The 22,769-nt window shown below is 70.8% G+C and carries 21 protein-coding genes; 8 read left to right on the top strand and 13 right to left on the bottom strand.

Going from position 1 to position 22,769, the window contains the following annotated elements; all coding sequences use genetic code 11:
* Nucleotides 1-249 precede the first annotated feature (249 nt).
* From Q343_RS0105745 to Q343_RS0105735, 3 genes are read left to right on the top strand one after another with little or no spacing between them, the layout of a single operon-like run.
* The gene (locus Q343_RS0105745) at nt 250-1,245 is read left to right on the top strand and encodes an AAA family ATPase (protein WP_248616743.1); all 996 of its coding nucleotides are present in this window, start codon (nt 250-252) and stop codon (nt 1,243-1,245) included.
* 6 nt (nt 1,246-1,251) lie between these two features.
* Nucleotides 1,252-2,538, top strand: a complete 1,287-nt coding sequence (locus Q343_RS0105740; RefSeq protein ID WP_029252632.1) for a DUF58 domain-containing protein — start codon at nt 1,252-1,254, stop codon at nt 2,536-2,538.
* On the top strand, nt 2,535-4,775 hold the full coding sequence (locus tag Q343_RS0105735; RefSeq protein WP_029252631.1) for a transglutaminase TgpA family protein: 2,241 nt from the start codon (nt 2,535-2,537) through the stop codon (nt 4,773-4,775). The genes Q343_RS0105740 and Q343_RS0105735 overlap by 4 nt, the downstream gene beginning before the upstream one ends.
* On the opposite strand, the gene Q343_RS0105730 is transcribed toward Q343_RS0105735, so the two are convergent.
* Together Q343_RS0105730 and Q343_RS0105725 are read right to left on the bottom strand one after the other, a co-directional pair.
* On the bottom strand, nt 4,726-5,124 hold the full coding sequence (locus Q343_RS0105730) for a DUF3040 domain-containing protein (RefSeq protein WP_029252630.1): 399 nt from the start codon (nt 5,122-5,124) through the stop codon (nt 4,726-4,728). The genes Q343_RS0105735 and Q343_RS0105730 overlap by 50 nt on opposite strands.
* A 163-nt stretch (nt 5,125-5,287) precedes the next feature.
* Nucleotides 5,288-5,731: an SAV_6107 family HEPN domain-containing protein gene (locus Q343_RS0105725; RefSeq protein ID WP_043109292.1), complete on the bottom strand. Its 444-nt coding sequence runs from the start codon at nt 5,729-5,731 to the stop codon at nt 5,288-5,290.
* 67 nt (nt 5,732-5,798) lie between these two features.
* Between Q343_RS0105725 and Q343_RS0105720 the strand changes: the two genes are divergently transcribed.
* On the top strand, nt 5,799-6,668 hold the full coding sequence (locus Q343_RS0105720) for a spermidine synthase (RefSeq protein ID WP_029252628.1): 870 nt from the start codon (nt 5,799-5,801) through the stop codon (nt 6,666-6,668).
* A gap of 51 nt (nt 6,669-6,719) precedes the next feature.
* Here the strand turns inward: Q343_RS0105720 and Q343_RS0105715 are convergent, their stop codons facing one another.
* The 5 genes from Q343_RS0105715 to Q343_RS0105695 all read right to left on the bottom strand — a co-directional run bounded on the left by Q343_RS0105715 (nt 6,720) and on the right by Q343_RS0105695 (nt 11,481).
* Nucleotides 6,720-6,923: a cold-shock protein gene (locus Q343_RS0105715; protein ID WP_029252627.1), complete on the bottom strand. Its 204-nt coding sequence runs from the start codon at nt 6,921-6,923 to the stop codon at nt 6,720-6,722.
* Nucleotides 6,924-7,084: 161 nt separating this feature from the next.
* Complete coding sequence (locus tag Q343_RS0105710) at nt 7,085-8,020, bottom strand: PAC2 family protein (protein WP_029252626.1); 936 nt, start codon at nt 8,018-8,020, stop codon at nt 7,085-7,087.
* 92 nt (nt 8,021-8,112) lie between these two features.
* A complete protein-coding gene (locus Q343_RS0105705; protein WP_029252625.1) occupies nt 8,113-8,550 on the bottom strand; it encodes a response regulator in 438 nt (145 codons plus the stop codon).
* Between the two features lie 55 nt (nt 8,551-8,605).
* Nucleotides 8,606-10,195 carry a sensor histidine kinase gene (locus Q343_RS0105700; protein ID WP_081829667.1) on the bottom strand — a complete coding sequence of 530 codons (1,590 nt, stop codon included), beginning with the start codon at nt 10,193-10,195 and terminating at the stop codon, nt 8,606-8,608.
* On the bottom strand, nt 10,192-11,481 hold the full coding sequence (locus Q343_RS0105695) for a PP2C family protein-serine/threonine phosphatase (protein WP_248616742.1): 1,290 nt from the start codon (nt 11,479-11,481) through the stop codon (nt 10,192-10,194). The genes Q343_RS0105700 and Q343_RS0105695 overlap by 4 nt, the downstream gene beginning before the upstream one ends.
* A 109-nt stretch (nt 11,482-11,590) precedes the next feature.
* On the opposite strand from Q343_RS0105695, the gene Q343_RS0105690 reads away from it, so the two are divergent.
* Together Q343_RS0105690 and serA are read left to right on the top strand one after the other, a co-directional pair.
* On the top strand, nt 11,591-13,834 hold the full coding sequence (locus tag Q343_RS0105690) for a HelD family protein (protein WP_029252622.1): 2,244 nt from the start codon (nt 11,591-11,593) through the stop codon (nt 13,832-13,834).
* A gap of 64 nt (nt 13,835-13,898) precedes the next feature.
* Complete coding sequence (gene serA / locus Q343_RS0105685) at nt 13,899-15,098, top strand: phosphoglycerate dehydrogenase (RefSeq protein ID WP_029252621.1); 1,200 nt, start codon at nt 13,899-13,901, stop codon at nt 15,096-15,098.
* 77 nt (nt 15,099-15,175) lie between these two features.
* Here the strand turns inward: serA and Q343_RS0105680 are convergent, their stop codons facing one another.
* The 3 genes from Q343_RS0105680 to Q343_RS0105670 form a co-directional block, all read right to left on the bottom strand.
* Complete coding sequence (locus Q343_RS0105680; RefSeq protein WP_029252620.1) at nt 15,176-15,370, bottom strand: DUF5302 domain-containing protein; 195 nt, start codon at nt 15,368-15,370, stop codon at nt 15,176-15,178.
* Nucleotides 15,371-15,445: 75 nt separating this feature from the next.
* Nucleotides 15,446-15,925, bottom strand: coding sequence for a transcriptional regulator NrdR (gene nrdR / locus Q343_RS0105675; RefSeq protein ID WP_029252619.1), 480 nt, complete (start codon nt 15,923-15,925; stop codon nt 15,446-15,448).
* A 135-nt stretch (nt 15,926-16,060) separates the two neighbouring features.
* Nucleotides 16,061-16,414 (bottom strand): LysM peptidoglycan-binding domain-containing protein, encoded by a 354-nt coding sequence (locus tag Q343_RS0105670; RefSeq protein ID WP_029252618.1) that lies wholly within the window; start codon nt 16,412-16,414, stop codon nt 16,061-16,063.
* 203 nt (nt 16,415-16,617) lie between these two features.
* Here Q343_RS0105670 and lexA point away from each other — a divergent pair, with 203 nt between their 5' ends.
* On the top strand, nt 16,618-17,355 hold the full coding sequence (lexA, locus tag Q343_RS0105665) for a transcriptional repressor LexA (protein ID WP_029252617.1): 738 nt from the start codon (nt 16,618-16,620) through the stop codon (nt 17,353-17,355).
* Nucleotides 17,356-17,386: 31 nt separating this feature from the next.
* Here the strand turns inward: lexA and Q343_RS0105660 are convergent, their stop codons facing one another.
* The 3 genes from Q343_RS0105660 to hflX all read right to left on the bottom strand — a co-directional run bounded on the left by Q343_RS0105660 (nt 17,387) and on the right by hflX (nt 22,017).
* On the bottom strand, nt 17,387-18,352 hold the full coding sequence (locus Q343_RS0105660; RefSeq protein ID WP_029252616.1) for an L-lactate dehydrogenase: 966 nt from the start codon (nt 18,350-18,352) through the stop codon (nt 17,387-17,389).
* A gap of 31 nt (nt 18,353-18,383) precedes the next feature.
* Nucleotides 18,384-20,417 carry an ATP-dependent DNA helicase gene (locus tag Q343_RS0105655; RefSeq protein ID WP_029252615.1) on the bottom strand — a complete coding sequence of 678 codons (2,034 nt, stop codon included), beginning with the start codon at nt 20,415-20,417 and terminating at the stop codon, nt 18,384-18,386.
* Nucleotides 20,418-20,481: 64 nt separating this feature from the next.
* Complete coding sequence (hflX, locus tag Q343_RS0105650; RefSeq protein WP_029252614.1) at nt 20,482-22,017, bottom strand: GTPase HflX; 1,536 nt, start codon at nt 22,015-22,017, stop codon at nt 20,482-20,484.
* Nucleotides 22,018-22,133: 116 nt separating this feature from the next.
* Here hflX and Q343_RS0105645 point away from each other — a divergent pair, with 116 nt between their 5' ends.
* Complete coding sequence (locus tag Q343_RS0105645; RefSeq protein WP_029252613.1) at nt 22,134-22,769, top strand: class I SAM-dependent methyltransferase; 636 nt, start codon at nt 22,134-22,136, stop codon at nt 22,767-22,769.

The raw sequence follows: 22,769 nt of genomic DNA, 5'->3' as shown, positions 1-22,769 counted from the left end.
GGTCAAGTGCTGTGGATACCCGGGGAGGCCCTGGCGTGGGATTGAGGTCCTCGAGAACTCTAAATGTCCGGTATACCTACTCTGCCCTTGTTCATCCTGTCCCGGCGCTCCCCGGCCGGCGATCCCCGCACCGACCCACGGCGCCCCGTGGAGCGATGTGGAGCGGTCTCGGGGGGCAGACTCGAACCGCCGGGCTCCGCCGCATCGACTAGTCTCGAAGTCCCCTCAACGTCGAGCCGAAGGGCCCCCGTGCTGCACGAGAACGCGCCGCTCTCCACGACGGCGACACTGTCACCCGGACCGGTCGACCTGGCCGGCGTGGTCGACCGGATCCATGCCGAGGTCTCCGCCGTCGTCGTCGGTCAGTCCGACGTCGTCACGACAGCTCTCGCGGTGCTGCTCGCCCGCGGCCACCTCCTCGTCGAGGACGTCCCCGGCGTCGGGAAGACGACCCTCGCGAAGGCGATCGCGCGCACCGTCTCGGCGGACGTCGGACGGGTGCAGTTCACGCCCGACCTGCTGCCGAGCGACCTGACGGGCGTGAGCGTCTACCGCGCCGAGAGGCACGAGTTCGAGTTCCGCCCCGGCCCGGTCTTCGCGCACATCGTGATCGCCGACGAGATCAACCGCGCCTCCCCGAAGACCCAGTCGGCGCTGCTGGAGTGCATGGCCGAGCAGCAGGTGACCGTCGACGGGACCACCTACCCGCTCCCGAGGCCTTTCTTCGTCGTCGCCACGCAGAACCCCGTCGAGATGGAGGGCACGTACGCCCTCCCCGAGGCCCAGCGCGACCGGTTCATGGCCCGGGTGGCCGTCGGCTACCCGGACTCGGCGACCGAGGTCTCCATGCTCGACGACCGCGACTCGGGCGACCCGCTCGAACGGATCACGCCGGTGACGGACGCACACGGCATCGAGGCGCTCCGCGACCGCGTCGCCGCGCTGTACGCGTCGGCGGCCGTCAAGCAGTACGTCGTCGATCTCGTCTCCGGTACGCGGACACGGGACGATCTCCGACTCGGCGCCTCTCCCCGTGCGTCGCTCCAGCTCCTCGCGGCGGCGCGCGCCCACGCCGCGATCAGCGGGCGCGACCACGTCCTGCCCGACGACGTACAGAAGATGACGTCGCACGTCCTTGCGCATCGCGTCGTCCTGCGCACCGAGGCGCGCCTCGACGGTCGCTCGACCGACGACGTGATCCTCGACGTCCTACGCACCACGCCCGTTCCGGCCCACCGGAGGTAGGGCACCGTGGGACGTCACTCACGTCGTGTCCGTCTCACGTCGCGCGGCGTCGGGCTGGTGATCGGTGGACTGCTCCTCGTCGCGACGGGAGTCGTCCTGGACCTCTCCGACCTCGTGGCGCTGGGGAGCAGCGCGGTGCTCGCATGCCTCGTCGCCATCGTCGTCGCGTCGGTGAGTCGCCTCGACCGCGGCTCCGCGGCCGTCCACGTGCATCGCCGTGTCGAGCCCGCGCCGACCACCCGCGACCGGCCGACGATCGCGCACCTCCGTGTCTCTGCGGGCACGTCAGCGCTCTCCCGTGCCAGGCTCGCGCGACTGCGGCTCACCGAACAGGCGGCCACCGAGCTCACCCGTGGTCGTGCTCTCGACGCGCGAGTGAGGACCTCCCCCCAGCACCTCGACGTCTCCTACCCGCTCCGTCCCCCGCTCCGCGGACGGTGGCCGCTCGGGCCGCTCAGGGTCACCCAGACAGACGTGTTCGGACTTGTCCGCACCCGCCAGTCGCTCGGCGCGACGCTGACCGTCGTGGTCCGCCCCCGCGTCCACGAGCTGCCGGTGCAGCCGGACCGCGCGTTCGAGAACTCCCGGACCTCGTCCGTCGGTGTCCGCGCGCCGTCCCCCGACGACACGATGGTCCGCGACTACGTCGTCGGCGACGACCCGCGCCGGGTCCACTGGTCGAGCGCGGCGCGGCGCGGTCGACTCATCGTCCGGGCGGACGAGTCGTCGGCGACCTCTCCGGCCACCGTCCTCTTCGACCGGGGGCTCCTCGTGCCCGGCGACGCCGGGGCGAGGACCGCGAGCGGCGAGTGGTCGCTCGAGCTCGCGGTCTCCGTAGCGGTCGCGACGCTCGCCGGGGGCCAACGCACACGGTTCGTCGTCACGGCGCCGCGGCCTCGACGAACGGACGAGTACGTCATGGCGCGCTCCTCGGAGGGCCGGGACCGTATCGTCGACTCGACCGTCGACCTCGTCGGGCACTCCGGGGCCGCCGACCGTGCCGAGTCGATCGCGGCGACGGTGGCGAGGCTTCGCGCGTCGCACGACCCGGGCGAGCTTGTCTTCGCGGTGCTCGCGCCGCTGTCGGGCCAGGCACGGCGAGCGGTGGCGGGGCTGGCCACCCCCGGGACCCACCACGCCGTCGTCGTCGCGCCCGACCGGAACCCGGACGATCTCCTCGACGCAGAGAGCACCGCGGACGCGCTCCGGCGCGCCGGCTGGATCGCGATCGCCGCACCACGCCACGCCACGGTGACCCAGACGTGGGACCAGATCATGGAGGCAGCGCGATGAGGGGCCCCGCCGGTCAGGTCGTCGCGACCGTCCTGGTCGTGATCGCGACACTCGCCTCGGTGCACGCACTGGGTTCGATCATCGAGCCTGGAGCGTGGACGGGATCCGCCACCCGCATCACCTTGCTGTCTGCCGCGGCCGTGGTTCTGACTCGCGCGCTCCTCTCCCGACAGGCGCCACGACAGGCACTCCGCTGGCCCCTCCTGCCCAGCGTCGTCGGCGGGCTCGTCGCGCTGTGGCTGGTCCTGGGTACCTACGGCGGCCGGACGCAGGGATTCGACCCGGTCGTGGGCCTCGGGAACTTCGGCCGGCTGGCCGACCTGCTCCGCGCCGCCGCGGAGACGGTCAACAGCGAGGTGGCGCCGGTCGTACCGACGACGCCCGTCGAGCTGGTGGCCGTTCTCGGTGCGGTGGCCTGCTTCCTCGTCGCCGACCTGCTCGCGGTCGGACTCCGGCTCCCGGCCATGACGGTGCTGCCGCTCCTCGCCCTCTGGATTCCCGCGCTCGTGATCGACGGAGACATCGGCGCGGCCCCCGTGGCGCTCACGATCGCCCCGTTGCTCGCTCTCCTGGCGATCGACCCGCACGCGACGCCTCAGGACGGCGCTGCCCAGACGGTGCAGTCGACCACGACGTTGGCGACGACGGCCGCTGTGACGGCCGGCGCGCTCGTGCTCGGCGGGATCGCAAGCGGCGTAGGTCCGCTCGCTCCACGCTCCTGGTCGGACGCGTTCGCCTCCCAGGGCAGCGCCGTCCGCCTCTCGGACGACCTCGACATGCGCCGGAACCTCGACGAGCGCTCCGACCAGGTCGTGCTCACCTACTCCGGCGAGAACGCACGCAGTCTCGGTCCGCTCCGCGTGTACACCGCGTCGGCCTTCGACGGCGTGCGCTGGCTACGCAGCGACTCGTCCTCGGGCGACCTGTTCACGGCGCAGGAGCAGCTGTGGCCCGAGCGTGTGGGCGCGACCGAAGAACCGACGAGCGTCTCGATCACCCTCGACAGCTATCGAGACTCCCTGCTCCCGATTCCCGTGGAGCCTCGTTCCGTCGACGTCGACGGCGAGTGGCGCTACGCCGCCACGCAGGACGAGATCCGCGCCACGACGTCGTCCCGCGAGGGGATGTCGTACGAGGTCGCGACCGATCCACGCGCACTGAGCGCCGACACGCTGCGCGGCTCGAGCGGCCCCCTGGCCGTGGACGACAGGTACCTGGACGTACCGGAGAGCGCCCACCAGGCCGACATCGCCGAGCTCGCGCGGAGCGTGACGGGGTCGGCCGACGACCCCTACGACCAGGCGATGGCACTGCAGACCTGGTTCCGGGACTCGGAGAACTTCACCTACACGACGGACGTGGCCGACGCCGTCACGGGGGACGCGGTATGGGACTTCCTGCAGGACAGGAACGGCTACTGCGTCCAGTTCGCCACGTCCATGACGGTGATGGCTCGAACCTTGGGCATCCCCGCGCGCCTGGGTGTCGGATTCCTGGCCGGTGACCGAACGAGCGGGAACACCTATGTGGTGACGGGCGAGAAGTCACACGCCTGGCCCGAGCTGTACTTCCCCGGGACGGGCTGGGTGCGCTTCGAGCCGACACCCGCCACCCAGACCGGACCCACCCCTGGTTACGCTGATCCCCTGCTCGACCGCACCGGATCGGCGCCGGTGGTCGAGACCGAGTCCGAACCGACCCCGACGACCTCCGACGAGTCCACCTCGGCGCCGCGAACCGACGACCGAGAGGTCACGACCACCACCACCGTGGCGACCACGACCACGTCGACCATGCCGCGTCTCGTCGGTGCCGGGTTCCTCCTCGTCGCCGCCGGGTTCGCCCTTCTCCTGTTTCTCGCCCGTGGACGACAAGGAACTGACGAGAAGGTACAGACGCTCGACTCGGAGTGGGAGCGGCTGCGCCAGCAGCTCGAGCTACGGGGATTCGTGTGGTCGCCGTCGACGACCCCCCACGGTCTTCCGGGCGCGGTCGACGCCTACCTCGACCAGCTCGGGGTGGGCGCCGATTCACGTGCAGCGGTCGCGGACGACCTCACCGTCGTCTCGACCGTCGTCGAGCAAGAACGCTACGCACCGCGGGACGACGCGTCGGCCGGAAACCCGGCCACCGTGGCAGAAGTGTCGGAGCGGGTCGACCGCCTGACCGCCGCGGTGGATCGTGGAATCAGCGACCCTCGCCGCGCCGACGATCCCAACGGTCTTCGAGTCGGCTGAAAAAGCTGCGCTTCTCCGTCGTCACGTTCGCGGTCTGCGGTCGAGACGCGACCTTGCCGTCCTCGTCCACAACTCCCGCGGGGCCAGCCTCGGACTTGCGTGGGGCGGTGAACGCGTAGAGCACACCGGCGAACATGATGGCAAAGCCCAGGATGCCGATGAGCGGCTCGCTCGAGACTCCTACGACCAGGAGGAGGAGGCCGACGACCACTGCGACGCCGGCGATCACCCACCGCAGGCCAGACCGCGGACCGCTCGACCTCATCGTCGTCGCGAGTCGGGGGTCGTCGGAAGTCAGCGCACGCTCCATTTGATCCAGCACCCGCTGCTCATACTCAGAAAGGGGCATCGGAACCTCCGGTTACACGACGTCGACGATAGGTACCCAGGATAGTTCGAGTTCCCCCCAGGGGGTAGTCGAACTCGAGAGCAGTTCGGAAGTGCATACCGACGTCGGACCCGGCGCAGGGATCTCGTGCACCTCCGAGCAGTTCTCGGACATATCCCTCGGCTCAGGCGCCGGGCACCACCAGGTGCAGCGGATATCGGACGAACTCTGCTCGAGGATCGAGGAGAAGCGCCACCTCGTCGCGAAAGTCCTCGGCACAGACCACCAGCTCGTCCGCGCGAGCACGGTCGACGACGTCGAAGCGACCCGCGTCGAGCGCGGCCCGGATCTTCGCTCCTGACGCGAAGTAGATCGACCAGCGGCCGAGATCCGGTGCTACACGTGCCAACATCTCCCACACGGTCCGTGCGCCCGTCCGCGGCGACGGCCGACCACGAGCCTCCAGCACCGCCGACGCGGCACGGATCGCCGCGAGATGCGCGTGCAGGAACTTCTCGGCCGGATCCGTGGCTCGGCGCGCGCAGACCAGCTCCGCGTCCGCGCGGACCAGCCCGCGAGACCCGAGGTCCGCGGGCCGAGCTGACCGCGACGTCGGCTGACTCATCATCGTGCACCCTTCCCGCCTGGGGTTCGTCGGTCAGAGACCGTGAACCGGCAACCGATACGGTGTGCAGGTGGCCCACCGCTCTCGCACCAACGGCTCTTCCCGTCGACGAAGTCAAGCATCCACCGAGGCACCGACATTCCCCGAGGGAGACGTCCCGACGACGACGGGAACGGCCCGTCTCGAGCGGGACCCCGACCGCCCCCGTGCCTTCACCGTCGTCGTCAACGACGTGCCCAGCTCGTACGTCGACCTCGACGATCCGGGCTTCCTCGCCTTCGAGTACATGCAGCAGATGGCAGCGCTCGTCGACCTGCTCGACGGCCCCCTCGAGGCGGTTCACCTGGGCGCGGCGGGTTGCGCCCTGCCCCGCTACATCGACCACACCCGCCGAGGGTCCCGTCAGCTCGGCGTCGACGTCGATGCCGTCCTGATGGAGCGGGTACGGGAATGGTTCGACCTGCCCCGGTCCCCACGGCTTCGGCTCCGGGCCGGCGATGCGCGTGCGGCCGTGGCCACGCTGCGCGACGGAAGCGCGGATCTCGTCGTCCGCGACGTCTTCGACGGGGCGACGACTCCCCCGCACCTGACGACCGTGGAGGCGACCGACGACGTCCTCCGGGTGCTCAGGGACGACGGCATCTATCTGGTCAACTGCGCAGATCGCCCTCCGCTCGCCGGACTCGCGTCCGAACTCGCGACGCTCCGGGCCGCGGGCCTGTCCGACGAGCACGTCGCCGTCGTCGCGGAGCCCGCCCTGTTCAAGCGACGCCGCTACGGGAACTTCGTCGTCGCGGCGTCGCGGGTGCACACGTTCGACGACGCGGCGCTCGGGCGTGCACTCCGCACCCAGCCGGTCCCCGCACACCTCGTGACCGGCCCGGGACTCGAGGCCCTGCGCGGGACCGCCGCGCCTCGACACGACGACCCCGGCCCGTGACACGACGACGGGCCGCCCTCGTCAGAGGACGGCCCGTCGTGGAGAGTGAGATCAGAGCGGGCGAACCTGCTCTGCCTGCGGACCCTTGGGGCCCTGCGTCACCTCGAACTCGACCCGCTGGGCCTCTTCGAGGGTGCGGTAACCCTGCGTCTCGATTGCGGAGTAGTGAACGAACACGTCGTCACCGCCGCCGTCCTGGGCGATGAAGCCGAAGCCCTTTTCGCCGTTGAACCACTTCACGGAACCCTGCACCATGCTGATCCTCAGTCCTTCTTCCCCGAAGGGAATTTGTTAGTCGGCCCTACGCCGATCCGGTGGAACGGCGTCCTTCGTCAGAAGCGTGCCGCCGACCCCAGTCTGGCACGAGAATTGCACACCGCGCCATGCCTAGGGAAAAAACACCGGGACGACGGGGGTCAGTCGTCCCGCTGCTGGGCAAGAAACCGCTCGAACTCGTCGCCGATCTCGTCAGCAGTCGGCAAAGGCGCGTCCTGCGCCAGAAGGCTCGACTCGCCCACAGAGCGCGAGAACGCGTCGTACTGCTCCTCGAGGGCCCGCACGACCGCAGCCACCTCGTCCGACTCCGCGACCTGCCGCTCGACCTCGTCGGCGGTCTCGAGCACCGCGCTGTCGAGGCTCGACACGCGCAGGTCGAGACCGGTCACCCGCTCGACGTGGTCGATGGCCGCGACCGCGGCCGGCGGGTAGGGCGACTGCGACAGATAGTGCGGGACGTGAACGGCAAAGCCGACCGCGTCGTGGCCCGCCTCCCCGAGCCGCAGCTCGAGCAGCGCCGCCGCACTGGCGGGTACGTCGACCCGCCCGAACCAGCTACGGGCCTCGCCGAGCAGCTCGCGTCGCGTCGCGTGCGTCGTCGTCGTGAGGGGTCGCGTGTGCGGGATCCCCATCGGGATGCCGTGCACCGTGACTGCGGGGGGGGTGGCGAGCCGGTCGACGAGCTGGGTCGTCGCGGCGACGAACCGCTCCCACTGGAGGTCGGGTTCGGGCCCGCGCATCACCAGGAACCCGGTCCCCTCCGCGTCACGCAGGTGCTCGAGCCGGATCACAGGCTCGACGTAGTCGGACCAGTGGTCGGTGTCGAAGGTGATCGAGGTCCGCTTGGACCGGTAGTCGATCAGCTGGTCGGCGTCGAACGTGGCGATCGTCGTCGACTCGAACTCGTCGAGCAGGTGGTCGAGCACCAACGTGCCGGTGCTTCCTGCGTCGACGTAGCCGCGGAGCGCGTAGACGAGGACGGGGCCCGCACCGGGACCGGGGGAACCCGCGGCGCCGTCGAACAGCCGGTCGACGGCTTCCTCGTCGACCGTATAGATGTCGCGTGGATCAAGCACCGGGTCACCTCAAGATCAGATCTGGCCCGTCAGGGCACGGCCATGTCCTACCAGGAACACGCAGATCGCCTGTTTTCTTCCAGGCGGGGCGGTCAGTGCCCGGGGAGGCGGACCACCGTGACGAAGAAGTCGTCGATCTGACGCACGACGTCGATGAACCGGTCGAAGTCGACCGGCTTGGTGACGTAGGCGTTGGCGTGGAGCGAGTAGGACCGCAGGACGTCCTCCTCGGCCTCGGAGGTCGTCAGCACGACGACGGGGATGTGACGCAGGCGGTCGTCGGCCTTGAGCTCGGCGAGGACCTCGCGGCCGTCCATCCGTGGCAGGTTGAGGTCCAGCAGGACGAGATCGGGCGTGGGCGCGTCGGCGAACTCTCCCTCCTTGCGGAGGAAGCTCATCGCGCTGACACCGTCGGAGACGACGGACAGGCGGTTGGTGAGCTTGTGGTCCTCGAACGCCTCTCGCGTCATGAGGACGTCACCGGGATCGTCCTCGACCAGAAGGACGTCGATACCGCGGTTCTCCGTCATACACACCCTTTCCTCGCCTGAGCCGCCCGCCACGGGCGACCGACCGGGGCTGAGCCTATCCGACGGTCGCCGCTCTCCCGTCGTCGTCGACGTCCGCCGTGTGGGGCACCGGTTCGGGCTCAGGCTCGTGGGCGAGGGTCCACCGGACCGTCGTCCCTCCCGTCCCGGCCGGTTCGACACTGATGTCGCCGCCGTGGAACTCGACGATCCTCTTGCACATCGCCAGTCCGATGCCGGTCCCCTCGTAGACCTCTTTGGCGTGCAGACGCTGGAAGATCACGAACACCCGGTCCGCGTACTGCGGGTCGATCCCGATGCCGTTGTCCGTGCAGGTGATCTCCCACGCAGAACCAAGGTCCTGTGCGGCGAGCGTGATCTCGGGCGCCCGGTCGGGATCACGGAACTTGATCGCGTTGCCCACCACGTTGACGAGGAGCTGGCGGAGCAGGACCTCCTGCCCACGGACCGTCGGAAGCGCGTCGGCCGAGACCGTCGCACCGGACTCCTCGATCCGCTCCGACATCTCGCTCGTGACCTGGTCGAGAAGGTGCGCGAGGTCGACGTCGGTCCGCGGGGCCGGGGTCCGTCCCACCCGGGAGAACCCGAGCAGGTCCTGGATCAGGCGCTGCATCCGCTTGGCACCGTCGACCGCGAAGTCGATGTACTGGTCGGCACGTTCGTCGAGCTGACCGCCGTACCGCTTCTTCAAGAGCTGCGTAAAGCTCGCGACCTTCCGCAGCGGCTCCTGCAGGTCGTGGGACGCGACGTAGGCGAACTGCTCGAGGTCTCGGTTGGACCGTTCCAGCGCTGCCGCCTGCTGCTCGAGCAGGGTGTGCGACGCGGCCACCTCGGCGTGCGAGACCTCGACCTCGGCCGTCCGCGAGACGAGGGTGCGTCGCATCAGCTCGACGTCACGGGCAAGCCCCACGACCTCGCCCGAACCTTCCATCTGGATCGGAGTCTCGGGCGAGTCCGTCGCGGCGTGCCTGACCTGGGCCGCGAGGTCCGCGACGGGTCTGGTGACACGACGCTCGACCATGCTCCACAACCATGCCGAGACGAGGATCGCGCAGAGGGCGAGAAGGACGACCGCGCCGAAGAGCGTGGCCGTCCACCGGTCCAGGACGGCGAGGTTCGCGGCCCGCTCGGACTCCAGGACCTCGATCAGGTCGTCGGTCGCCGTCCGAGCGTCTCGGTACAGTCCGTCCGAGACGGTGTCGACGGGCATTCCGGCCTGCTCCGACGCGACGGCCGGCTCGACGTAGCCGACGAACCAGACGTCGACGGCGGCCGCGGCACGCGCCCACGCGGCCTCGATCGCCGGCTCGTCCTCCGCCAGCGCGGCGATCGCCCCGCTCTCGAGGTCGGGGGCACCCCCGGCGAGCACGCCGTTCTCGAGGGTCTCCAAGGACACGGTGTTTCCGGTCCGCTCGAAGCTGCGCACCGCGACCTCCGTGTCGACGAGCGCGAGGTTGAGGTTCTCCGCCTCGTGCAGCGCGTCGTAGTAGCCCTCCGTCACGAGGTCCTGCCTGTCGACGACCTCGGCGAGCGCGTAGCCGGCCACCGAGACGACGATCGCGAGCAGCACGCCCGCGACGACGAAGATCCGTCGCAACCACCGCCGCAACGTCCGCCTCGAGCTCATCTCCCCCACCCCGCGTCCTCGGCCGTCGTCGACGCACGCTCGCCGGCCTCGCCCGGGCCGGCCCATCCGACCAGGAGGGCCGCGGCGTCGTCGTCGAGCGGACCGCCGTGGACGTCACGAACGGCCCGGAGGGTTCGTTCGACGACGTTCGACTGTCCGTCGGCAAGCACGCGCTCGACCGTCGACGCCAGGCCGTCCAGACCCAGCCGCGCCCGGCGCGGGCGTGGGCCGTCCAGGCCCTGGACCTCCACTCCCGCGAGGGTCGCCTCGACCAGCCCGTCCGTGTACAGGAGCAGGCTCCACGGTGCCGCCAGAGGGATCGTCAGCGCCTGCCAGCCACCTGTTGACGGCACCCCCATCGCCCGTCCGCGTGCCGTCGACGGCACGGGAGCAATCCTGCCCTCGGCGATGAGCAGAGGTGCGAGGTGCCCGGCGAGGTAGAGATCGGCCGAGCGCCTGTCGGGTGCGACGACCACCTGGCACAGCGTGGAGAAGATCTCGGGACGATCGCGCTCGAGCGTCAGGATGTGCTCGACGTGACCGATCACGTCGGCCGGCGCCGTACCGCTGACGACCAGCGTGCGCCAGGCCGTCCGCAGGGTCGCACCGAGCGCGGCCTCGTCCGGTCCGTGGCCCGCCACGTCGCCGATCAGGCAGACGACCCGCCCGTCCACCAGCTCGACCGCGTCGTAGAAGTCGCCGCCGAGGAGTCCGTTGCCCCCGGGGATGTATCCCACGAGCACCGCGAGGTCGTCGTCGTCGACCAGCGGCGTCGGCAGCAGCGCACGCTCGAGCCGCATCGTCTCCGCCTCACGGATCTGGCTGCGGTAGATCGCACGCTGCTGGGCCTCGGACCGACGGCGCTGCACGGCATACCGGACGGAGCGCCCGAGGAGGTCGGGCTCGACCTCCCCCTTGACGAGATAGTCGTCGGCGCCGGCCGCGACGGCGCGGACCCCCTCGTCCGTCCCGGACAGGCCCGTCAGGACGACGAGTGCCGGCGCGCACGGGAGTGCCCGGAGCCGCGTGACGGCGTCCAGCCCGACCGCGTCCGGAAGTCCGAGGTCGAGCAGGACGCAGTCGACGGAGCGGTCGCCGAGTGTCGAGATCGCGTCGTCGAGCGTCGTCGCGCGCCTGACGACGACCGTCAGCGCAGCGTCCGCGAGGTGCTCGGTGACGAGGAACGCATCGCCGTCGTCGTCCTCGACGAGCAGGACGACGAGCTCGTCGTCGGCCCCGACAAGCGCACTCCCGCCGGATCCTTCGCCCGTTGTGTCGATGACCACGTGTGCCTCTCGTGCCGTTCTGGATTCCCGGCCACGATCCTAGCGGCGGGAAGCCCCGGTGCGGGTCGCGTCAGGCATAATGGACGGCTGCCAGGAGACGGGAGATCACGTGGCCACGCGGCAAGACGAACTCAGACGTGAACAGCGGGTCGTCGACGACAGGTATGCGCGCCTCGACGCCCTCCGGGCACAGGCTCGCGCACGCCTCGCCGACGTCCGCCGTGCCGGCCCGTCGGGTTCTCCGCAGAACCGGAGCGAGCGCGACTCGTTCGCGACGCTCTACGAGGACCGGCTCGCCCAGCTCGAGGCGGTCGAGGACCGGCTCGTGTTCGGCCGGCTCGACCTGCAGACGGACAGCACGATCTACGTCGGCAGGTTGGGCCTGACCGACGACCAGCACGCCTCCGTCCTGACGGACTGGCGGGCTCCGGCCGCGCAGGCGTTCTACCGCGCGACCTCCGCACATCCGGACGGCGTCGCCCGCAGGCGCCACCTGGTCACACGGCGACGGACCGTGACCGGGGTCGAGGACGAGCTCCTCGACCTCGACGCCCCGGCGGACGAGTCGACCCTCTCGGGCGAGGGCGCGCTCCTCGCCGCCCTGTCCACGGGCAGGACGAGCCAGATGGGCGACATCGTCGCGACGATCCAGGCCGAGCAGGACGCGATCATCCGGTCCGGGCTCGACGGAATCCTCGTCGTCCAGGGCGGCCCAGGGACCGGGAAGACCGCCGTGGCGCTCCACCGCGCCGCCTACCTGCTCTACGCGCATCGGCGGACGCTCGAGCGCTCGGGCGTGCTCCTGGTCGGTCCGAGCTCGTCGTTCCTGCGGTACATCGACCAGGTGCTGCCGTCGCTCGGCGAGACGGGCGTCGTCTCGACCACCGTCGGCGACCTCCTGCCCGGTGTCCGGGCGACGGGGTCGGACTCCGCCGAGGCCACGCGCGTCAAAGGCCTGGCGATCATGGCGCGGGTCGTCCGCCGCGCCGTCCGCCGGCGCGAACGCGTACCGGCGCACGACCAGGCCGTCCGTGTGGAGGGGCACGACGTCGTCGTAAGGCGTAGGGACGTCCGCGACGCGATCGCCCGCGCACGGCGCACCCAGAAGCCTCACAACGAGGCGCGTCGGACCTTCGTCCGCGAGATGCTCCAGCGCCTCGCCGACCAGGTCTCGGACCAGCTCGGCGAAAGGATCGAGGGCGACGACCGGTCGATCCTCCTCGACGACCTGCGGCACTCGCACGACATCCGGGTGGCGCTGAACCTGGCATGGCTCCCCATGAGCCCGGAGTGGCTCCTCGAGGACCTCTACGCGAAGCCCGAACGCCTCGAAGAGCTCGCGCCCGAGCTGCGTGAGCCGGAGCGTCGAGCGCTGCTGCGGCCCCGCGGCAGCGCGTGGAGCGACGCCGACGTCCCGCTGCTCGACGAGGCGGCCGAGCTCCTCGGAGTCGACGACCAGGTCGCTCGCGACGCCCGCCGCGCCGAGGACGCCGAACGCGCAGCGCGGGTCGAGTACGCCCGCGAGATGCTGCGCTCGACCGGCGCCGGCGACGGCATCGTCGACGCGGAGACGGTCGCCGACCGGTTCAGCGCCGGCGGATCACGCCTGACGACCGCCGAACGGGCGGCCCAGGACCGGTCGTGGACATACGGGCATGTCGTCGTGGACGAGGCGCAAGAGCTCTCCGCGATGGCCTGGCGCATGCTCGCCCGACGCTGCCCGACACGCTCGTTCACGGTGGTCGGGGACGTCGCCCAGACGTCGTCGCCCGCCGGGACCCGGGACTGGCGAGCGGCGCTCGAGCCTCCCCTCGGCCGCTCGGTCCGGGTCAAGGAGCTCACGGTCAACTACCGGACCCCGCGGGCCGTCGCGGACGCCGCCCAGCGGGTGGCCCGGACCGCCGGGCTCCCGGTCTCCGCCCTGACCTCGGCACGAGACGTCGACGGCGCGCTCGAGACCGTGCACGTCGGGACGCCGGACGAGACCGTGCCCGTCACCGTCCGGCGGCTCGAGGACGCCGCGCACACGTTCCTCGAGGACGACGGCACCGGCCGCGTCGCGGTCATCGCGACGGCCGAGAACCTCACCCGGATCGAGGTGGCCCTCGACGACCTGGACCCTTCCGCGGCCGTGACGGCGGCGCGCGCGGGCACCGACCCGCAGATCGTCCTGCTGACCCCCGAGGCGGCCAAGGGGCTCGAGTTCGACGCCGTCCTGGTCGTGGAGCCGGCGACGATCACGGCACGTCGCAGCGGTGACTCCGACCTCTACGTCGCGCTGACGCGGCCGACGCAACGCCTCGTGGTGATCCACGCCGACGCGCTGCCGCCAGGCATAGAACCCTCGTCCTGATACATCTGTCCCGAGTGTCAAGACGACTCGGCATATCCATCGGGTCGCGGCGCACCATGGGCAGGTGCTGCGAGCCCTCCTTCTTGAGAACCTTCACCCCGACGCCACCGAGATCCTGACCGCTGCGGGCATCGAGGTGATCAACCACGGCGGCGCGATGGACGAGGACGAGCTCATCGAGGCCCTCCAGGGGGTTCAGATCCTCGGGATCCGGTCGAAGACGCACGTGACGGCCCGGGTCGTGGCGAACGCCCCGGACCTGATCGCCGTCGGTGCCTTCTGCATCGGGACCAACCAGATCGACCTTGAGGCCGCCGCCGACCGCGGAGTCGCCGTCTTCAACGCGCCGTTCTCGAACACGCGCTCCGTCGTCGAGATCGCGATCGCGGACATCATCTCGCTGACCCGGCGCCAGAGCGAGTTCGACAAGTCGATGCACGACGGGGTCTGGAACAAGTCTGCGGTCGGCGCGCACGAGGTCCGCGGCCGGACGCTCGGCATCATCGGGTACGGGAACATCGGCACGCAGCTCTCCGTCCTCGCCGAGAGCCTCGGCATGTCCGTCGTGTTCTACGACACCGCCGAGAAGCTCGCCCTCGGCAACGCCCGCCGCATGTCGTCGCTGGACGAGCTCCTCCAGACCGCCGACGTCGTCACGCTCCACGTCGACGGCCGCCCGGGAAACGCGGGCTTCTTCGGCACCCGTGAGCTCGACCGGATGAAGCGCGGCGCGATCCTGCTCAATCTGTCCCGCGGCTTCGTCGTCGACGTCGAGGGACTGCGCGACCGCATCCAGTCCGGCCACATCTCCGGCGCGGCGATCGACGTGTTCCCGACGGAACCGAAGAAGCGCGGCGACACGTTCGAGTCCCCGCTCCGCGGTCTGAGCAACGTCATCCTCACGCCGCACACCGGCGGGTCGACAGAAGAGGCGCAGGAGGCGATCGGGAACTTCGTCGCCAACAAGCTGCGCGACTACCTCAGCACCGGCTCGACGACGCTCAGCGTCAACCTTCCGAACCTCGCGCTGGAGAAGACCACGGGAGTCCGGCGCGTGGCGCACCTGCACCGGAACACCCCGGGTGTGCTCGCCGCGGTCAACTCCACACTCTCGGCCCACGACACGAACATCGAGGGGCAGCTGCTCGCCACGCGCGGCGGCCTGGGCTACGTGGTGACCGACATCGGTGCCGACGTCTCCCCCGTCATGGTGGACGCTCTGCGCGCGATGGACCAGACCGTCCGTCTCCGCGTGATGGACTGACCCGCCCCCTGACGCGCCGATGGCCGCAGACTCTCGAGAGTCTGCGGCCATCGGCGTGTGCGCGGATGCTCGGCGTCCTAACCGGACTTACGCCGGAAGGTCCGCTGCTGCATCGGCCCGGCGGTCTCGGAGCCATGGACCGCTCCGGTGTTCCGGTCACCCTCGGCCGTCCGGTGACGGGATGCCTGCTTCCGCTCGAGTGCCTCGCGGAACTTGGCTCGTGCTTCGTCCGACGGCGCCCCGGGGGCGCCCTCCTTCGAGTCTGAAGTCATCGTCGATCCTCCTTCGTCGCGGGTCGGTACCCGACGATGCCCCTAGCCTGCACCGCCACGACGGCAAACGCGAGACTATTGCGTCGACGAGTCCGCGTCAGCCTGCTCGGCATGATCCTCACGCAGTGAACGGATGGCCGCCTCGAAGTCGTCGAGGGACTCGAACCCGCGGTAGACGCTCGCGAAGCGGAGATACGCCACCTCGTCGAGATCGCGCAGCGGACCAAGGATCGCGAGGCCGACGTCTCCCGCGTCGATCTCCGCGGTGCCGGCGCTCCGGATCGCCTCCTCGACCTGCTGAGCGAGCAGGGCAAGATCGTCCTCGTCGACCGGGCGCCCCTGGCAGGCCTTGCGCACGCCGCCGACGATCTTGTCCCGACTGAAGGTCTCGGTCACCCCCGACCTCTTCACCACGGACAGGCTGGCGGTCTCGGACGTCGAGAATCGCCGCTGGCAGGCCGGGCACTGACGACGGCGACGGATCGACGACCCGTCCTCCGACGTTCGCGAATCCACGACACGCGAGTCGGGATTGCGGCAGAACGGGCAGTGCATAGGGCTCCTTGCACGAAACGTACCGAAGCGAAACAGCTCCGGCGCCCGAAAATACGGCGAAAGGCACCAGCACCGCAAGAAGCCACACCGCGCACGCCTCGGGTCGGCCCGCGTGACCCCAGGCGCCCGGGGCGTCTACTCGGAGGCGACGGGGAGCAGCACCGTCTGACCGACCTCGAGCGTCGAGGTCTGCAGACCGTTGAGCTCGACGATGTCCGCCAGGACGTCCCTGACGTCGGCGCCGACGACGGTCATCTCGCTCGCGTACGACCAGAGCGTGTCGCCCGGCTCGACGACGACCTCGCGCACCTCGACAGGCGCCGCCGGCGCATCGGCGACGACCGCCCGCGCGCCCATGAGGCTGACGACGAAACCGACCGTCGCCGCAAGCGCTGCGAGAACGACCCGCCCGCGGCGGGTCAGGCGGAGCGAGGACAGCGATCCTTCGGTGTGCCTGTGCCCCGCGGGGGCCAGAGTGAGCGTGGTCATCGATTCTCCTCTCACGGAGCTCGAGCAGCTTCCCCGGCTGATCGAACACCTGTTCGTCGAACATCTGTACGATGTATAGCACACCGGGGCGCGCCGCACACGGCAGGATCGAACACGTGTTTGAAAGAAGTGGCGTTCTGACCTACTCTGAGGCATCGCCTTTCGGCGGCGACCTCGACGGAGCGGAGAGAACAGTGGAGCGAGTGCCCGGTTCAGACGTCCCCCTCGCCGAGGTGCATCCTCTGACGGCGCGGCAACCGCTGTCAGAGCGCCAGAGACTCGTCCTCGAGACCGTCCAGGCGTCGGTCGACTCGCGGGGCTACCCACCGAGCATGCGCGAGATCGGCGAGGCCGTGGGCCTGACGAGTCCCTCCAGCGTGAAGCACCAGCTGATGACGTTGGAGCGCAAGGGATACCTCCGACGTGACCCGAACCGTCCGCGCGCGATGGAGGTCGTCCGGATGCCGCAGCAGGCCGGTGCCGCCCTCGAGCCGGCACCGACGACGCCGATCACACTTCTCGACCGGGCCGAGAGTTCCGGGCCCGAGTCGACAGACGCGACCCCCCGGCCCTCCTACGTCCCCGTCGTGGGGCGGATCGCGGCCGGCGGCCCGATCCTCGCGGACCAGGTTGTCGAAGACGTGTTCCCGCTCCCGCGGCAGATCACCGGCGACGGCGAGCTGTTCCTGCTGAAGGTCGTCGGAGACTCGATGGTCGACGCGGCGATCTGCGACGGCGACTGGGTCGTGGTCCGCCGCCAGCCGGTGGCGGAGAACGGCGAGATCGTCGCCGCGATGATCGACGGTGAGGCGACCGTCAAGACGTTCCGGCGGACAGACGGGCACGTCTGGCTCGTGCCGCGGAATGACGCGTACGAGCCGATCCCCGGTGACGACGCTCAGGTTCTCGGACGGATCGTCTCCGTCCTCCGCAGCCTCTGAGCCGTGCTCTGCGCCACACCGTCCGAGCGCTTCAGGCGGGGTTGCGCAGGCCGACCTTCTGCAGAGTCTCGCGCATCGCCTCCGCCGAACGCCGAAGCCCTGCACGCTCTTCGTCGTTGAGGGGGACGTCGATCCGTACGTCGCAGCCGCGTCGGTCGACGAGTGCCGGGACAGAGAGGCAGATGCCGTCGAGGTCCTCGTTGCCCTGGATGAGGGTCGAGACCGGGAGCACGCGGTGCTCGTCCCCGAGGATGGCCTCGACGATGCGGGAACCCGCGAGCCCGATCGCGTAGTTCGTCGCACCCTTGCCCGCGATCACGCGATAGGCAGACTGCACGACGTCGCGCGCGATCGCCTCGCGGTCGGCGGCCGTCAGAGACCCTCGGCCCGGCAGACCCTGCCAGTCCAGCAGCGGCACGCCACCGATGGTGGCGCTCGACCAGAGCGGGATCTCCGAGTCGCCGTGCTCACCGGCGATGTACGCGTGCACGTTCTGCACGGCCACCCCGCAGTGCTGGGCCACGGACTGCCGAAGCCGGGAGGAGTCGAGCACGGTGCCTGACCCGAAGACCTGACGCGGGGGCAGTCCGGAGGTCTGCAGCGCGGCGTAGGTCACGACGTCGACGGGGTTCGTCACGAGAAGGTAGATCGCGTCGGGAGCGACCTCCAGGAGCGGCGGGAGGACAGCACGCACGACGCCGATGGTCGCGTCGGCGAGGTCGAGCCGCGACTGACCGGGCCGCTGCTTGGCCCCCGCGGTGATCACGACCACGTCGGCGCCGGCGCAGACCGAGATGTCGTCCGACCCCTGGACGGTCGCCTGGGGCATGAACTCGAGCCCGTGCTGCAGGTCGAGCACCTCGGCCTCGACCTTTGCGGCATTCAGGTCGTAGAGGGCCACCGTCCGTGCTGCGCCGCGCATCAGCGCCGCATACGCCATCGTGGAACCGACGGCTCCCGCGCCGACGATCGCCAGCTTCGTCGTCCGTGACTGCACTGCGCCCTCCCAGGGATCGGATCCGAAGTGTCTAGCCTAGGGCGTCGAGGCGTTCGAGGGCACCGATGACCGTGGAGCGGTCGTGGGTGCGCCAGAAGGGCGGCATGGATCGCAGGAGGAACTGTCCGTAGCGGGCCGTCGCGAGCCGGGGGTCGAGGACCGCGACGACGCCGCGGTCGTCGATCGAGCGGACCAGCCGACCGGAGCCCTGTGCCAGGAGGAGCGCCGCATGCGCTGCCGAGACCTGCATGAACCCGTTCCCGCCGGCCTCCTCCACCGCGCGGGCGCGGGCCGACCGCACCGGGTCGTCCGGACGGGGGAACGGAATGCGGTCGATGAGCACTAGCCTGCACGCGGGCCCTGGGACGTCGACTCCCTGCCAGAGCGAGAGAGTTCCGAAGAGCGACGTCGCGTCGTCGTCGGCGAACTGGCGGACCAGCGTCGGGAGCTGATCGTCGCCCTGGCACAGGATCGGGATGTCGAGACGCTCGCGCATCGCGTCGGCGGCGACGGTCGCGGCCCGGCGCGAGGAGAAGAGTCCCAGGGTTCGTCCCCCGGCGGCCGTCATGAGGTCCGCGATCTCGTCGAGCTGGTGCTCCGTCGACGCGTCCCGCCCGGGCGCGGGCAGGTTGCGGGCGATGTACAGGATGCCCTGGCGCCCGTAGTCGAACGGACTGCCGACGTCCTCACCGGTCCACGGCGTCTCCTCGGGGTCGAGCCCGAGGGAGCGGGCGACAGGCTCGAAGCTCCCGCCGAGCGCCAGTGTCGCGGAGGTGAGCACCCCGGTCCGCTCGGCGAGGAGGTGCTCGCGGATCAGACCGTTCACCGCGAGCGGGGCTGCGTGCAGACGCGGGGACGACGGGCCGCCGTACGACGCGTCCGGCTGGGTGCACCAGAGCACGTCGTGCCCGGTCGGGTCGGCGGCCATCCGCTCGGCGACGTCGTGCAGCGCGAGGACCGACGCCTGGGCCAGCTTGAGACCGGGGTCGGGCGTCGACCCGGACTCGGGCTTCAGGGCCGACACGAGCCCGCGTGCCGCGTCCCGGACCGCACCGACCACCACGCGGACCTCGTCCGGGAGGCCGGCCGGAAAGCGTTCGGGCGGGAGCTCCTCGAGCATCGTCCCGAGCAGCGCCGCGGCGGAGTCGAGGTCGTCGGTCGTGACCCCACCGTGGCGACGGGCGAGCCGTGCGGCGTGCTCGGCGGACGGGGCGGACAGCTCGACGGTCGCCGCGGCGGTCACGCGCTCCGTCAGCTCGTGCGCCTCGTCGACCACGAGAACGTCGTGCGGAGGGAGGATCTGGGTGAGTCCCGATGCCTCGATGCCCAGCATCGCGTGATTCGTCACGACGACGTCGGCCTCCCTCGCGCGTTGCCGCGCGGCCTCGGGGAAGCAGTCGTCGATCAGGGGGCACTTGGCGCCCAGGCACTCCATCGTCGAGACGGAGACCTGGCGCCATGCCTTGTCCGAGACACCGGGCACGAGGTCGTCGCGGTCCCCCGTGGTCGTCGCCGCCGCCCACTCTCGGGCCCGCAGCACCTGCGCGCCCAGGCTCGCGTCCGCGCCGTCGGCGGGAGCAGGGTGCTCCGCGCCGCCCGCCCTCTCGGCCCCGGGCAGGTCGAAGAGCGCCGGCTCGTCCTCGGGGTACCCACCGCCCACCTTGTGGGCACAGACGTAGTTGTTCCACCCCTTGAGCAGGGCGATGTCCGGGCGCCGCGGCAGCTCGCCCGCGAGAGCGTCGGCGACGAGCGGGAGGTCACGGGTGACGACCTGACGCTGCAGCGCGAGCGTCGCGGTCGAGACGACGACCTTCTCGTCGTCGACGACGGCATGTCGAACCGCGGGCACGAGGTACCCGAGCGACTTACCCGTGCCGGTCCCCGCCTGTACGAGAAGGTGCGTTCCCGAGTCGATCGCACCGCCGACCGCCTCGGCCATGCGGGTCTGCCCGGCGCGTTCGGTCCCGCCGAGCGCTGCGACGGCCGTCGCGAGAAGGTCACGCACGGGCGCGACCGTGGTCCCGGCGGCCGTCCGGTCGGCCTCGTCCACTCCCGCGCTGGTCATCCGACGATCCTAGGGGTAGCGAGCCTTCCGAGGATCCCCGGGAGGGCCATCTGTGGGGAACTCGTCAGCGCACGGCCACGGACGCGATCTGCGCGGCGAGGTCTGCGTCGACACGGCCGCGGATGCGTGTTCCCGTACCGAGGTGTTCCTCCTCGTCGATCTCGCCCTCCTCGTGGATGCGGTGAACGAGGTCGCCGCGGTCGTACGGGACGACGGCGTCGATCTCGACGGCCGGGCGCGGCAGCTCTCGGGCGATCAGCTCGAGCAGGTTGTCGATCCCCTCACCGCCGTGGGCCGAGACGACGATCGTCCGACGCTCGTGCAGCCTGACCCGGGCCACGGTCTCCGGGTCGGCGACGTCGGCCTTGTTGAGCACGACGACCTCCGGCACCCGGTCGGCGCCTGGGACGTCGGCAAGCACGGTGCGCACCGCCGCGATCTGCCCCTCGGGGTCGGGGTGGGACGCGTCGACCACGTGCAGCATGAGGTCCGCCTCCCCCGCCTCCTCGAGCGTCGACCGGAAGGCCTCGACGAGCTGGTGCGGCAGGTTCCTGACGAAGCCGACCGTGTCGGCGAGCGTGTAAACGCGCCCGTCCTCGGTCTGCGCCCGACGAATCGTCGGGTCGAGCGTCGCGAAGAGCGCGTTCTCCACCAGCACCCCCGCACCGGTCAGGGCGTTGAGCAAGGAGGACTTCCCGGCGTTCGTGTAGCCGACGATCGCGACCGACGGGATGTGTCCTCGACGTCTGGACCCGCGTTTGGTGGCCCGCGAGGGCGCCATCGCGGCGATCTCCCGACGCAGCTTGGCCATCCGGGTGCGGATGCGTCGCCGGTCGAGCTCGATCTTCGTCTCCCCGGGACCGCGCGAACCCATCCCGGCGCCCGCGCCACCGACCTGTCCGCCCGCCTGGCGGGACATCGACTCACCCCAGCCACGCAGGCGCGGCAGCATGTACTCCATCTGAGCGAGCTCGACCTGCGCCTTGCCCTCCCTGGACTTGGCGTGCTGGGCGAAGATGTCGAGGATCAGCGCGGTCCGGTCGATGACCTTGACCTTGACGACGTCCTCCAGCGACCGCCGCTGCGACGGTGCGAGCTCCGCGTCGACGACGACGGTGTCGGCCCCGCAGGCGGCGACGATCCCGGCCAGTTCCGCGGCCTTCCCGGACCCGAGATACGTCCCGGGGTCGGGCTTCTGCCGTCGCTGCAGCAGGCCGTCGAGAACCTCCGAGCCAGCCGTCTCCGCGAGCGCCGAGAGCTCACGCAGGGAGACCTCGGCGTCGTCCGCGGTCACGCCGTCGGATCCCCACAGCCCGACGAGGACGACCTTCTCCAGACGAAGCTGGCGGTACTCGACCTCGGTGACGTCCTGAAGCTCTGTGGAGAGCCCCGCGACCCGTCGGAGCGCGGCGCGCTCCGCGAGGTCCAGCTGGTCGCCGTCGTGGGCAGAGTGGACGGTGCCGCCCTCGGCCCTCGCGGTTCCCGCCCGGGCCAGCACGCGTGCCACGACCTCGTCGGCGACGTCACGCTCCGGGAGCCCGACGACGGCGTCGTGGTCGTCGAGGTCGTTCGGGGTGTTGTCGGACGGTGTCTGGGGCATGTGCGCCTTTCTGGAGGGGCCGGCGACCGCGGTCGCCCGGTCGAGGGAGAACAAGCGTGACACGTCCGCGATTCCCCGCGCGAGCGGATTTTCGTCAGCACGTAGGATCGACGACCGTGGACGACCCTGCTGAGCATTATTTCACCGCCCGCCCCGCGTCGGACGCGGAGCGTCGGACGATCGACGTGCGTCTCGCGGGCGAGGACGTCACCGTCGAGGTTGCGTCGGGCATCTTCTCCCCCGGGCGTCTCGACCTCGGCACGCAGGTGCTGCTGCGGTCGGTTCCCGGGCTCGACGCGTCGCCGCGGCCCGACGGCTCCGCGCGGCAGTACCTCGACGTGGGGTGCGGCTGGGGCCCCGTCGCCCTGACGATGGCCACCCAGGCTCCCGAGTCGGTGGTCTGGGCCGTGGACGTCAACGAGCGGTCGTTGGACCTGACGCGGCGCAACGCTCAGCGCCTGGGTCTGGGCAACGTCCGGGCCGTCGCGCCCGAGGAGGTGCCGGACGACGTCGTCTTCGACGGCATCTGGTCGAACCCGCCGATCCGGGTGGGCAAGGCGGAGCTCCACGCGCTGCTCACGCTCTGGCTCGGCCGGCTCGCCCCCGACGGCGACGCGCACCTGGTCGTGCAGCGCAACCTCGGCGCGGACTCGCTGATGCGGTGGATGAACGACTCGCTGCCCGGGCTGACGACGTCGAAGCTCGCGAGCGCCAAGGGCTTTCGGGTCCTGCACGTGACACGCGCGTCGTAG

This window comes from Paraoerskovia marina DSM 21750 (genome assembly GCF_000701465.1).
Lineage (GTDB): Bacteria > Actinomycetota > Actinomycetes > Actinomycetales > Cellulomonadaceae > Paraoerskovia > Paraoerskovia marina.
This window is presented reverse-complemented; position numbering and strand designations above follow the sequence as displayed.